Source organism: Bradyrhizobium sp. CCH5-F6 (assembly GCF_001556045.1).
GTDB lineage: Bacteria > Pseudomonadota > Alphaproteobacteria > Rhizobiales > Xanthobacteraceae > Bradyrhizobium.
Genome location: NZ_LSIC01000115.1, coordinates 29,666 through 41,676 on the forward strand (window position 1 = coordinate 29,666; position 12,011 = coordinate 41,676).

At 65.4% G+C, this 12,011-nt stretch carries 15 protein-coding genes; 9 read left to right on the forward strand and 6 right to left on the reverse strand.

The features are described 5' to 3' along the window. The first annotated feature begins 102 nt into the window (after nucleotides 1-102). From AX729_RS20620 to AX729_RS20630, 3 genes are read left to right on the forward strand one after another with little or no spacing between them, the layout of a single operon-like run. Complete coding sequence (locus AX729_RS20620; protein ID WP_082770490.1) at nucleotides 103-1,107, forward strand: efflux RND transporter periplasmic adaptor subunit; 1,005 nt, start codon at nucleotides 103-105, stop codon at nucleotides 1,105-1,107. Beyond that, a complete protein-coding gene (locus tag AX729_RS20625) occupies nucleotides 1,104-4,313 on the forward strand; it encodes an efflux RND transporter permease subunit (protein ID WP_061026206.1) in 3,210 nt (1,069 codons plus the stop codon). The genes AX729_RS20620 and AX729_RS20625 overlap by 4 nt, the downstream gene beginning before the upstream one ends. 23 nt (nucleotides 4,314-4,336) lie before the next feature. Next, nucleotides 4,337-4,693, forward strand: coding sequence for a carboxymuconolactone decarboxylase family protein (locus AX729_RS20630; RefSeq protein WP_061026207.1), 357 nt, complete (start codon nucleotides 4,337-4,339; stop codon nucleotides 4,691-4,693). Between the two features lie 76 nt (nucleotides 4,694-4,769). Here AX729_RS20630 and AX729_RS20635 read toward each other — a convergent pair whose 3' ends face one another. Further along, nucleotides 4,770-5,102, reverse strand: coding sequence for a hypothetical protein (locus tag AX729_RS20635; protein WP_061026208.1), 333 nt, complete (start codon nucleotides 5,100-5,102; stop codon nucleotides 4,770-4,772). Between the two features lie 97 nt (nucleotides 5,103-5,199). Next, a complete protein-coding gene (locus AX729_RS20640) occupies nucleotides 5,200-5,604 on the reverse strand; it encodes a hypothetical protein (RefSeq protein ID WP_061026232.1) in 405 nt (134 codons plus the stop codon). A 155-nt stretch (nucleotides 5,605-5,759) separates the two neighbouring features. Here AX729_RS20640 and AX729_RS20645 point away from each other — a divergent pair, with 155 nt between their 5' ends. Continuing rightward, the gene (locus AX729_RS20645) at nucleotides 5,760-5,984 is read left to right on the forward strand and encodes a hypothetical protein (protein ID WP_061026209.1); all 225 of its coding nucleotides are present in this window, start codon (nucleotides 5,760-5,762) and stop codon (nucleotides 5,982-5,984) included. A 10-nt stretch (nucleotides 5,985-5,994) separates the two neighbouring features. Next, nucleotides 5,995-8,031, forward strand: a complete 2,037-nt coding sequence (locus tag AX729_RS20650) for a pyrroloquinoline quinone-dependent dehydrogenase (RefSeq protein ID WP_061026210.1) — start codon at nucleotides 5,995-5,997, stop codon at nucleotides 8,029-8,031. A gap of 44 nt (nucleotides 8,032-8,075) precedes the next feature. Here the strand turns inward: AX729_RS20650 and AX729_RS20655 are convergent, their stop codons facing one another. Continuing rightward, nucleotides 8,076-8,318 (reverse strand): PilZ domain-containing protein, encoded by a 243-nt coding sequence (locus AX729_RS20655; protein WP_061026211.1) that lies wholly within the window; start codon nucleotides 8,316-8,318, stop codon nucleotides 8,076-8,078. Between the two features lie 181 nt (nucleotides 8,319-8,499). Here AX729_RS20655 and AX729_RS20660 point away from each other — a divergent pair, with 181 nt between their 5' ends. After that, nucleotides 8,500-8,793, forward strand: a complete 294-nt coding sequence (locus tag AX729_RS20660) for an HdeA family protein (RefSeq protein WP_061026233.1) — start codon at nucleotides 8,500-8,502, stop codon at nucleotides 8,791-8,793. A 115-nt stretch (nucleotides 8,794-8,908) separates the two neighbouring features. On the opposite strand, the gene AX729_RS20665 is transcribed toward AX729_RS20660, so the two are convergent. Continuing rightward, nucleotides 8,909-9,373, reverse strand: coding sequence for a PaaI family thioesterase (locus AX729_RS20665; protein WP_061026212.1), 465 nt, complete (start codon nucleotides 9,371-9,373; stop codon nucleotides 8,909-8,911). Between the two features lie 382 nt (nucleotides 9,374-9,755). Here AX729_RS20665 and AX729_RS20675 point away from each other — a divergent pair, with 382 nt between their 5' ends. After that, complete coding sequence (locus AX729_RS20675; RefSeq protein ID WP_061026234.1) at nucleotides 9,756-10,052, forward strand: hypothetical protein; 297 nt, start codon at nucleotides 9,756-9,758, stop codon at nucleotides 10,050-10,052. 107 nt (nucleotides 10,053-10,159) lie between these two features. Continuing rightward, the gene (locus tag AX729_RS20680; RefSeq protein WP_061026213.1) at nucleotides 10,160-10,414 is read left to right on the forward strand and encodes a hypothetical protein; all 255 of its coding nucleotides are present in this window, start codon (nucleotides 10,160-10,162) and stop codon (nucleotides 10,412-10,414) included. A 41-nt stretch (nucleotides 10,415-10,455) separates the two neighbouring features. On the opposite strand, the gene AX729_RS20685 is transcribed toward AX729_RS20680, so the two are convergent. Continuing rightward, nucleotides 10,456-10,689: a DUF6894 family protein gene (locus tag AX729_RS20685; RefSeq protein WP_061026214.1), complete on the reverse strand. Its 234-nt coding sequence runs from the start codon at nucleotides 10,687-10,689 to the stop codon at nucleotides 10,456-10,458. Nucleotides 10,690-10,916: 227 nt separating this feature from the next. Here AX729_RS20685 and AX729_RS20690 point away from each other — a divergent pair, with 227 nt between their 5' ends. Then, nucleotides 10,917-11,153 (forward strand): DUF2798 domain-containing protein, encoded by a 237-nt coding sequence (locus AX729_RS20690; RefSeq protein ID WP_061026235.1) that lies wholly within the window; start codon nucleotides 10,917-10,919, stop codon nucleotides 11,151-11,153. 583 nt (nucleotides 11,154-11,736) lie between these two features. Here the strand turns inward: AX729_RS20690 and AX729_RS39795 are convergent. Then, nucleotides 11,737-11,901, reverse strand: coding sequence for a hypothetical protein (locus tag AX729_RS39795; RefSeq protein WP_061026215.1), 165 nt, complete (start codon nucleotides 11,899-11,901; stop codon nucleotides 11,737-11,739). Between the last annotated feature and the right edge of the window lie 110 nt (nucleotides 11,902-12,011).

A 12,011-nucleotide genomic window follows, 5' to 3' on the forward strand; every position in this document is an offset into this window, starting at 1 on the left:
GTGAGGGCGCCTTGAGCAGGATCAACACGCCCCATCCCGATGCAGATGAAATGAGCTGCGCAGCGGCGTGGTGATGTTTTGATCATGACACGGAAAAGTTCCATGCGAAGTATGATAAGATATGTAGGCCTGCTGGCCGCCTTTGCGGCGATCGGCTCGTCTGGAACACCGGCCACGGCAGCCGAAACACTCGTGGTCACCCCGCAATCGATCGCCGATCAGAAGGCTGTCTTCGCCACGGTCGAAAGCACCAGCGTGGTGCCGGCGCGCGGACGCATCGGCGGTACGGTGGTTCAGCTCAAGGTCAGGGAAGGGGATCGCGTTGCCGCCGGCCAGGCGATCGCGACCATCGGCGACGAAAAGCTCGGGCTGCAGATGAAATCGCTCGACGCGCAGATCGAGGCGCTGCAGGCGCAGGCGAACCAGGCGCAGCTCGACTTCACCCGGACCGAAGGGCTGGTCGAGCGCGGCATCCTGCCGCGGATCAAGCTCGACGAGCAGCGCACCGCGCTGAACGTCGCCGAGAACGGCCTGCGTTCCAAGACGGCCGAACGTGCGGTGATCAACGAGCAACTCAACCAGGGACAGGTGCTCGCGCCGGCAGACGGCCGCGTGTTGAAGCGGTTGATCACGATAGGATCCGTCGTTCTCGCCGGCGATCCGATCGTCACCGTCGCCCAACAGAACTTCAAGCTGCGGCTTCGCGTGCCGGAGCGGCACGCGCGCTTCCTCAAGGCGGGCGACAAGGTGCGCATCGACGGCGCGGAGTTCGTCGGAGAAGCCGCCAAGTCGGGCGTCATCGACCTCGTCTATCCCCAGATCGAGGAGGGGCGCGTCATTGCGGATGCGACGGTCGAGGGTCTCGGCGAATATTTCGTCGGTGACCGCTTGCGGGTCTGGATCTCCAGCGGCACGCGCGCGGCCTTCGTCATCCCGTCGAGCTATGTGACGACCAGGTTCGGCATCGACTATGTTCGGCTTCAGAAGGAGGGCGGAACGATGGACGTGCCGGTGCAGCGTGGCCGCGAATTGCCGACGCCGGCGCTGCCCGACGGACTCGAGATCCTGTCCGGCATTTCAGCCGGCGACCAATTGGTGCGGCCGTGAATCTCGGGCTCTCAGGACGGTTGACCAAGTCGACCATCGGATCGCCGCTGACGCCGCTGTTCCTGCTCGCGGCGCTCGTCGTGGGGCTGATCGCCGTCGTGGTGATCCCGCGCGAGGAGGAGCCGCAGATCAGCGTTCCCATGGTGGACATCCGCGTCAATGCCGACGGCCTGCGCGGGCCGGACGCGGTGGAGCTGGTGAGCAAGCCGCTGGAATCGATCGTCAAGGGCATCGACGGCGTCGAGCACGTCTATAGCCAGACCGAGGACGACCGCGTGATGGTCACCGTGCGTTTCCTGGTCGGCACCAAGTTCGAGGACGCCATCCTGCGGGTGCACGAGAAGATCCGTGCCAATCTCGACCGCATTCCCGTCGGCATTCCCGAGCCGCTGATCGTCGGCCGGGGCATCAATGACGTCGCGGTGACGGTGTTGACGCTGTCGCCGAAGCCGGAAGCTGCCGGCCGCTGGTCCGACAAGGATCTCTACGAGCTCGCCGACAAGCTGCGCGCGGAGCTGATGAAGGTCGACGATATCGGCCTGACCTACATATCCGGAGGCGCGGCGCAACAGATCCGGGTCGAGGCCGATCCGGAGAAGCTGTCGCTGTTCGGCGTCACGTTGCAGCAGCTCGTAGCCAAGGTGAAGGATGCCAACCGGTCGTTCCTGGCGGGGCAGGTCCGCGATGCCGGCATCGTACGGAGCGTTGCGGCGGGCCAGACGCTGTCCGGCATTCCCGATATCGGTCTATTGCTCATCACGAGCCGGGACGGCCGGCCGGTCTATGTCAAGGACGTCGCCTCCGTCATCGTCGGCCCGAGCACCGTGGAGCATCGCGTCTGGACGGAATCACGCGATGCCGCCGGACAGTGGGCGCGTACGCCCGCCGTCAGCCTGGCGCTGGCCAAGCGGGCCGGCGCCAATGCGGTCATCGTGTCCGAGAACATCGCCGAACGCCTCGCGGCGTTGAAGTCGCGCCTTCTTCCCGAAGATATCCAGGTGACGGTGACGCGCGACTACGGCGAGACCGCCAACGAGAAGGCCAACGAGTTGCTGTTCCACCTCGCCCTCGCGACGATCTCGATCGTGGTGCTGATCGCGATCGCGATCGGCTGGCGCGAGGCGCTGGTGACCTTCGTCGTGATTCCCACGACGATCCTGCTCACGATGTTCGCCGCCAATTTGATGGGCTACACGATCAACCGCGTCAGCCTGTTCGCGTTGATCTTCTCAATCGGCATTCTCGTCGACGACGCCATCGTCGTCGTCGAGAACATTGCGCGGCACTGGGCCATGCGCGACGGCCGGCCGCGCTTGCAGGCGACCATCGAGGCGGTTGCGGAGGTCGGTAACCCCACCATCGTCGCGACCTTGACCGTGGTCGCGGCACTGCTGCCGATGCTGTTCGTGTCGGGCATGATGGGGCCCTATATGGCGCCGATCCCGGCCAATGCGTCGGCTGCCATGCTGTTCTCGTTCTTCGTGGCAATGGTGGTCGCGCCCTGGCTGATGCTCAAGCTCGCGCCGAAGGGCGATGTTGCGCCGACGCATGCGGGCCACGATGAAGGCAGGCTCGGCCGGCTCTACCGGCGCTTCGCCGCGCCGATCGTGCGGAGCAAGCGGTCGGCCTGGATATTCCTGATCGGCGTCGGCGTCGCGACGCTGCTGTCGATGACGCTGTTCGCGACCAAGTCGGTGACCGTCAAGCTCCTGCCGTTCGACAACAAGTCCGAGATCGCCGTTGTCGTCGATCTGCCTGAAGGGGCAAGCCTGGAGGCGACCGAGCGCACGTTGTTCGGCGTGGCCGAGATTGCGCGGCAATTGCCTGAGGTCACCTCGTTGCAATCCTATGCCGGCACGCCGGCTCCCTTCAATTTCAACGGCCTGGTGCGGCACTATTACTTGCGGGAGAGGCCCGAGCTCGGCGAAGTGCAGGTCAACCTCGCTGCGCGCGGCGAACGCAAGCGCGCGAGCCACGAGATCGCGCTGGAGCTCCGCGAGAAGCTGAAGGCACTGGGTCCGCCCGTCGGCACCAGCGTCAAGGTGGTCGAAGTGCCGCCCGGGCCGCCGGTGCTGTCGACCCTGCTCGCCGAGGTCTACGGTCCCGATGCGACCACGCGCCGGGCGATCACGGCCGAGCTCAAGAAGATCTTCGCGGACGTGCCGTTCATCGTCGACATCGACGATTCCATCGGCGATAAGCGGCCGCGGCTGCGGCTTTCGATCGACCAGGACCGGCTCGAATTCTTCGGCGTCGAGCAGCGCGACGTCTACGACACCATCCAGACGCTGTTCGGCGGCACCTCGATCGGCTACTCGCATCGCGGCGAGGACCGCAACCCGATCGAGATCGCGGTGCATCTCGGAAAGCGCGAGCTGGTCTGGGACGAGGCGCTGGCCTCCACGCCGGTGCCGGCCAATACGCTGCCGGGCAGCAAGACGGTGGTCGAACTCGGCCAGGTCGTGAAGGCGACCGTGGAGGAGGGCTCGCCGACGATCTTCCGCCGCGACGGCCGCTTCGCCGACATGGTGATGGCCGAGCTTGCCGGGCGCTTCGAGGCGCCGCTGTACGGCATGCTCGCGGTCGCCGATCGCGTGGATGCCCATGATTGGGGCAAGCTGCCGAAGCCCGCAATCAGCCTTCACGGCCAGCCATCGGACGAGTCGCGTCCGACGCTGCTGTGGGACGGCGAGTGGGAAATAACCTGGGTGACCTTCCGTGACATGGGGGCGGCCTTCGGCGCGGCCATCCTCGGGATCTACGTGCTGGTCGTCGCCCAGTTCAGGAGCTTCCGTCTGCCGCTCGTCATCCTGACGCCGATCCCGCTGACGCTGATCGGCATCCTGATCGGGCATTGGCTCCTCGGTGCACCGTTCACCGCGACCTCGATGATCGGCTTCATCGCGCTCGCCGGCATCATCGTGCGCAATTCCATCCTGCTCGTCGACTTCATCCGGCACAGCGGCGCCGAAGGCAAGTCGCTGCGCGAAGTGGTGTTGGAAGCCGGCGCCGTCCGCTTCAAGCCGATCCTGCTCACCGCGCTTGCGGCCATGATCGGGGCGGCAACCATCCTGCTCGATCCGATCTTCCAGGGATTGGCGATCTCGCTCCTGTTCGGGCTTGCGTCGTCGACGTTGCTCACCGTGCTGGTGATTCCCGCCATCTACATCGCCCTGCGCGCTCCGCGCGAGGAGCTTCAGCCATAGCCAAGTCAGCCAACGAGGATCCGATGGACAAGAACTACGTCGACATCACCAAAAACATCTCGGCCAACCTGAAGAAGCTGCGGAACGACATTCCCGACACCATGAAGGGATTTGCGCTGCTCGCGCAAGCCGCCACGCGCGACGGCGCTTTGGACAAGAAGACCAAGGAGCTGATCGCGCTCGCGCTCGGCGTCGCCGCGCATTGCGACGGCTGCATCGGTTTTCACACCGAAGCGCTGGTCAAGCTCGGGGCGACGCGGCAAGAGATCGAGGAGACGCTTGGCATGACCGTCTATATGGGCGGCGGTCCGTCGCTGATGTACGCCGCCGATGCGATCGCGGCCTTCGAGCAGTTCCAGCAGCAATCTGCCGCCGTATAGCGGCATCATCCCATACGATCATACGAACGGGACCGGGCGACTAGTCTCGTCCGATCCCGCCACCAAGCTTGATCGATTACCAGCGGTCGCCGACACCGACGCCGACACTGACGCCGGGCGCGCGAATGCCGACTCCGGCGCGCGGGCCGTCGTCCCAATTGCGATGATAGCTCCGGCGCTCGTGATAGCGGTCGCGCGGCATGTAGTTGTAGGAATCGCGTACGATCACGCGCGAGCCGCTGCGCGTGCGATAGCAGCGGCCGGCGTCGTCGCAGACGAGCCGTACCTGCTGGACAAGATCCGGGTTGGTGTACTCGCTGGTCGTGTAGATATCGAAAGCCTTCGCACTCGACGCGGCCGCCAAAGCACCGACGCCGGCCAACAGCGCAATCGTAAACGTCCTCATCATATCCTCCTCCGAGATTGCCCTCGGCGGGACAAGAAGGGGCGGCGGCGATCGTTCCCTGCTGCGATGCTTGTATTTCCCGGAACCCAACGTCGGGTTCCTAGATCCGCTCGTAGGACTCCGTCCCGCAGACGTCGTCGGCTTCCGCCCGCCGGCGGTCCACGACCTTTCCGCCGTTGATCGTCACGACGTAGGTCTGGGCGCCGAGCGACGTCCCGGTCGCGGAGGTGAGTTGCGCGCGCACGCACGCCGTCCAACCCGGTCCTCGCACCTCGCGATGGGGCGGGGCGACGTGCACCTCGCGCGGATAGGACGTTGCGAGAAAGACCACGTCGATCTGCTCGCGTACCAGGCGCTTGACGTCGGGAGGCGGTTCGGGCGGCGGCTGCTCCGCCTCCTTCATGCGCATGAATTCCGGCACCGGTGCGCGGCTGTCGGCAAAGCCGCAGGCACTGAGTCCGAGCGCGCCGATGACCAGCGCCGTATGAGCAATGATCCGCAACAACATCCCTGGAGGTCCCTGCGGGCCGACAGATAGGCACGAATGCGATCCGGCGAAGTCCCGAGCGATCAAGATTTGCTGAAGTCCTGGAACCCCCGGGCATTTGCTATTCGGCGATTGCGAGCTAGTTTGTACCCCACACGAGGGGGATTGCACCGATGAGGATTCTGGTCATGGCGGCCGCGGTTCTGGCGCTGGCAGCTGGATCGGCCGAGGCGCAGGGTCGCCGCCAGCCCAATGACGGACCCAAGCCGGCGGACAACAGCCCCAAGGTCGACGAAAAGGCCTACAAGGCCGCGCTCGAGCGCATTCCCGAACCGAAGGACAAGTACGACCCGTGGGGCGGGGCGCGCCCGAGCGAGCCTGCCAAGAAGCCGAAATGAAGTGAGGTGGATGTTGCGGACCTGCCTGTTGATTTCGGTTGGGCTCGCACTCTCGTTGTTTGTCGTGCAGCCGTGCTCTGCCTGGGAGAGCTGGGGCGGCGATGTCGGCGGCTCGCGCTTCTCGCCGTTGCGGGAGATCACGCCGGGCAATGTCGGACAGCTCGTCCGCGCGTTCGAATATCACACCGGCGACCTCGCCGTGCGCCCACGCGAGCTGATGCGGCGGACCAAATTCCAGGCGACGCCGCTGTTCGTCGAGGACAGCCTCGTCTTCTGCTCCCCCTTCAATGAGGTGATCGCGCTCGATCCCGGCACCGGTGCGCAGAAATGGCGTTTCGATCCCGGGATCGCCACCAATCAACGTCCTGCCAATCGCTATGTCTGCCGCGGCGTCACGTACTGGATCGATGACGGGGTACCCCGGGATGCCGTCTGCCGATCGCGCATCTTCATGGGCACCAACGATGCCCGCCTGATCGCGCTCGATGCGAAGACGGGACTTCCCTGCGCCGATTTCGGCAAGGACGGCGAGATCAAGATCGACATCGGCATGCCGCTGGAACGGCCCGGCGAATTCCAGATCACCTCGCCGCCCGCGGTCGGCCGCGGTGTCGTCGTGGTCGGATCCGCGATCGCCGACAACCGCCGTGTCGAGGCGCCGAGCGGCGCGGTGCGCGCGTTCGATGCGCGCAGCGGCGAGCCGCGCTGGAGCTTCGAGCCGCTCCGGCGCGATGGCATCGAAGCCGGCCATGCCAATGTCTGGGCGCCGATGTCGGTCGACGAGACGCGCGGGCTCGTCTTCCTGCCGACCACCTCGCCGTCACCGGACTTCTGGGGCGGCAGGCGGCCGGGCAACAATGAGCATGCCAATTCGGTGGTCGCTTTGCGCATCGAGACCGGCGAGCTGGTGTGGGCGTTCCAGACGGTGCATCACGACGTCTGGGATTACGATCTGGCGGCGCAACCGACGCTGACGCGCGTCGACACCGGCGATGGGCAGCGCGATGTCGTGATCCAGCCGACCAAGCATGGCTTCGTCTTCGTGCTCGACCGCGAGACCGGAAAGCCGGTCTGGCCGGTCGAAGAACGTGCGGTGCCGCAGGGCGGCGCCGAAGGCGAAGCGCTGTCGCCGACACAGCCATTCCCGACGCATGTGCCGGCACTGACGCCGCAGACGATCTCGACCGATGATGCGCTCTCGCTATTCCCTGGCCTTGGCCGCTCGTCATGCGAACGTCAGTTCGCGCAAGCACGCAACGAGGGTCTGTTCACGCCGCCCTCGGTGCAGGGCACGCTGGTGTTTCCGTTCACCGGCGGAGGCGTGAACTGGGGCAGCGCCGCGTTCGATCCGGAGAGCCAGATCCTCTATGCCAACACCAGCCGCGCCGCTCATCTCATCAAGCTGATCCCGCGCGCCGAGGCGGCCGGATTCAATCCGCCGCCCGGTCACGATTTCGGCCCGCAGCGCGGTGCACCGTTCGCGGTGTCGCGGGCGGTGATGACGTCGCCGCTCGGACTGCTCTGCAACAAGCCGCCCTGGGGTGAGATGGTCGCGGTCGATCTGAAGGCCGGCAAAGTGCTTTGGCGCTCGACGGTCGGCACCACCGAGGATCTGGCGCCGCTCGGCCTGCCGCTGCCCTGGGGCGCGCCGCTCGTCAACGGCCTCGCTGTCACGGCCGGCGGCCTCGTCTTCACCGGCGCGATGGATGCCTATTTGCGGGCCTTCGATGCGCGCAGCGGCAGGGAGCTGTGGCAGGGCCGGCTTCCGGTGCCGGGCGTCGCCAATCCCATGACCTATCTCTGGAAGGGCGAGCAATATGTCGCGATCGGCGCCGGCGGCCACTCCGAGGCAGGCACCTCGATCGGCGACAGCGTCGTTGCATTCCGTCTGGCGCGGCCGGGAGAGGCGCCGACATTGCAGTCGCGCACGTTAGATCGTCCCGGCGGACGATTCGTTGCGGCATCGGCGGCGATCGCGATCGCACTCGTCGCGCTCGCATTCGCCATGGTACGCTGGGTTCGCCGCCGTCGCATCACGCGATCATGACCGTGTTGTGCATGCGATACGAACGTCGGTTCACATCGTGCGCGTTATTGCACAAAGGCGAGTCCAAGGCGCTTGTCGCTGCGCCAAACTGTGCGACAATTCCGTACGAAATGATCGCAGGCGATCGATAGCGTGAACGATTGCGGCAATGTGACGGGGGTATCGAGGTCGATCGCCACGCCGCCCGCCGACATGTTTCGCACCGTGCAAGGGATGCCGCTTGTCTCGAGGGTGATCGTTCCACCCTTGAAGACACGGTGACGTTGCGCTGCGCGTTTTTCGATCATTCGCGTTGGTCCTGTTGATGGCTGTAAGGTAATCCATCGAAATTGCGGCCAACTAAACTCAATACTGGCGCTACTTGCACCGCGCTTCAGACTTTGTTTACGACGTTGAAGCGGAGAGCCGTTTCAACGAACGTGCCTGCGAGCCTTGCTTTTGTGGCGCCATGCGCCGATGGAGATACTGATGAAGACCACGCTTTCGCTTCTGTTCGCCGCAGCGGTCTCGCTGTCGTCTGTGCCCGCCCACGCCGTCAAGTGGGACCTCTCGACCATGAGCTGCAAGCAGTTCCTCGAGAGCGGCGAAGACAACATCCAAATCGTGCTGACCTGGATGGACGGCTGGTACAAGGGCGACGAAGACAACGCGATCATCGATACCGACGTCTTCATCGAGAACGCCAAGAAGTTCGGTTCCTATTGCGGAAAGAATCCGACGGCCAGCATCGTCACCGCAGCCGACGAAGTGCTCGGCAAGTGATTTCCTGAAATGTGCCGGCTGAAGCGCGGATGCAATCGCGCTTCAGCGAAGCGAAATCGAGACGGAGAGCCGCGTGCGCCTTGCGCTCACGCGGCTCTCTTCTTGGGGGTGACGCTCAGCCCGGCAGCATCGCGAACGCGCTCGACACCATCGCGGCCGGCTTGCCGTCGGCGGCGGAGATCAGCGTGACGCGGCCGAAGCTCATGGTGCGCCCGAGCCGCACCACGCGCGCGTCCGCCAGCACGTCCGAGGAGGAGACCGCGCGCATGAAATGCGTGGTCTGGTCGACCGTGGTCATCGGGCGGTAGCCGCGATTGGCGGCGAGGATCGCGATCACCATCGCGGTGTCGGCGAGGGCCATCAGGGCCTGGCCGCAGACCACGCCGCCGTGCCGGCACAGCCGCTCCGAAAACGGCATGCGCAGGAGCGCGCCCGGCTGCCAGTCCGCTACGTCCGCCGGCTGCGCATGCTCGATGCGCTCGACCGCGAGGTTGAGGTCCTGGACCCAAGGCGCGAAAACCTCGCCCAGGATGCGTCGGGCGTCGGCGAGGCCGAACTCGGCTTCTGGCTTCACTTGCATTGCTGTCGTGCTCTCCTGTGTTCCCGGATGTTTCGCCTCATTGTGCCCGCACCGGCGCGGCAAAGTCACCCGGTCTCGCGCCGGCCCCCTCGGCTTGAAAATGCCTGACTTGGCCCGGTATGATGCCTTGCTTGGGTACGGGTGGATGATGTTGCGTCGGTGCGTCCTCGTCTTTTGCATGGCCGCGCTCGGCCTTGCGCTGAGCGGGTGTACCAAATGCGGCCCGATCTGGGACGACTGGCTGCATGCCCCCAAATCGTGCAGATCCGACCGGCTCTAGCGGGCCCTCCCGGCCTTGAACGGCCCCCGGGGTCGCGGCCGGGCCGAGCAAATGACACGGCGCGGGGCGATCCGCGCCTCATGGATGATCAAGGAGTGGATGATGAAGCTTTTCCGTTTGGCCGCGGTGCTGGCCGTGCTGGCGGGACCGGCCTACGCGCAAATGCCCAATCTCAATTTGCTGCAGGACGCGCCGAGCAAGACCCCGGAGGAGAAGGCCGCGGAAGCCGAGCGCGACAAGGCCTACAGGGAGACGCTGAAGAAGATTCCGGACTCCAAGACGTCCAACGATCCCTGGGGCGGCATGCGTGCCGATCCGCCGAAGCAGCCGGCGGCCCCGAAGGCGTCGGCCGCAACCAGCGCGCCGAAGAAGACCAAGAACGGCACGGCCGCGAACTGAGCGCAGCGCCCGCTCGCGGGCGGGCGATGACGCCTTGGATCGGGACTCCTCCTGATCCGATCGCTCCCTACATCTGGCTGAGCGTATTGCGTCGAGGAGGGCGGGACATGGCCGATCGTCCGCGGGATCTCGCCGAGCGGATGGCGCGCCGGCGCAAGATGGCCGGCAAGCCGGGCCAGACGGTCGGTGACGGCTATCTGCGCGAGACCTTCACGCTGCCGCGCGCAGCGGCGCGCGAAAAGGCGCAGGCCTTCTTCGCCCGCTATCCCAAGGCCGGCTATATGAGCGCGGTCGAGACCTGGCGCGAACTGCCCGGCGGCGACATCGAGTTCACCATGCGGCGGCTGCCCAGCGCGGACTGACGCGGGCCCGATCCGGCAGGCCTTGCTAATCGCAGGCCTCGTTAATCGAAGGTTTCGGCGACGATCCGGATCCGGAACACCGGCGTCTTGGCCTCGTCCAGCAGCTCCATGTGCCATTCGGAATTTTCCTGGAGCTTGCGGGCAATGCCGGCCGTCATGGCGGCGCAGACACTGGTCATCTCCTTCCAGGCCGCATGGCGATCTGCAAATTCAGTCGCCTGCTCGGCGCAGCCGGAATAAGGGCCGTTGCGGATTCGAAAGAAATAGAGCGGCATGACTGGTACCGATCGCGCACATGATGCCTGCCCCAAAGGCCCCCGGGCGCGCACAGTCCAATCCCAAATCACCGTCAGATCAATTCCGGGCGGCTACGGACTGCGTCCCGCATGACCCGGTGCCCAACTCCGTGGTTCTCCGACCATGAACGGAGTTCCTGGACATCGTTGATCGTGACGGCATGTGCCTTGCTTGGCTGACGGCAGCACGCAACCTTGGACGCCTCATGCTCGGCATTCCCCGCCGCTACGCTCATTTCGTCTTCGGCATCATCCAGTCCGGACTGACCTCGCTGATCGCGGCGGGAATCGCCAGCTTCCCCGTTCGGCACTGGATGCTGTCGTGGCTGATCGCATGGGCTGCGATGCTGCCTGTCGTGCTGCTGGCGGCGCCCGCCATCCGCGCCTTCTCGCTGCGCCTGACGCAGGAGGAGAGGGACTCGCGAGCCGGCCGGCAGGCATGAAGGTCCCCGCCAGGGCAGAGCCAGGCAGGGCAGAGGCCGAGGCGCCGGGCTGCAACACCTATCGGCAGCGACGGCCGTGATCGCAGGGCCGCAGACTGGCCCCGCACCCGTCCCAATTTCGACATCCGCTCGCACAATTGCGGACACACCCGTCGGCAAGATTTTGTCCGTTCGGCGCGGCCATGGGGGAAACGTGGCACGCCGAAAACGGGGTAGCATCATGGATAACGTAGAGCGGTCATTTGCCGCCGCGACGGCGGCTGGCTTCGTGGTGCTGGTGATCGGCCTGGTGCTGCTGGCGCTGCTGTAGCAAGTGCGCAGATCGGGTGAATTGCGGCCATGCCCTCTGTCGCATGGCGCGACGGCTCGATTCCAAAAATCGCAAAACAACCCCATGCACAGTAGGCCGCTCTGCAATTCCTGTGATTTTCCAATTGCTTACGAGTAGTATTTAGATACCTCAAACGTGCGCGAACCGCCTTTGCGGGCCCTTCACTCGATGCGCGATGCCTGATCGAGACCCGCAGTCGCGCCGGCCAGCGGCTGCGGCATCGCGGGCCGGCACTTTCTCCGGGTCGCGCCCTCAGTGGCTCTTGATCTTGTTCAGGGGAAGATGGAGCTCGGCAGCCCGTTCCGCACGGTCCTTCCTGCGGAACTCGTTCTCCTGGCGCTCGAACTTCACCATCTCCTCATGCGCCGCTTCGAGCAGGTGATTGCGCCTGATGGCGCCTTGCATGTGTTCCGTCATCACTGAAGTCCCAGAGTTGCAGTCCGATCCTGGAGAAGGCCCGAGAGCCCAAAGAGGTTCGGCGCCCCCAGGATGGCGGGATCATGACGGCGCGCAGGCCGCGCGTCTTT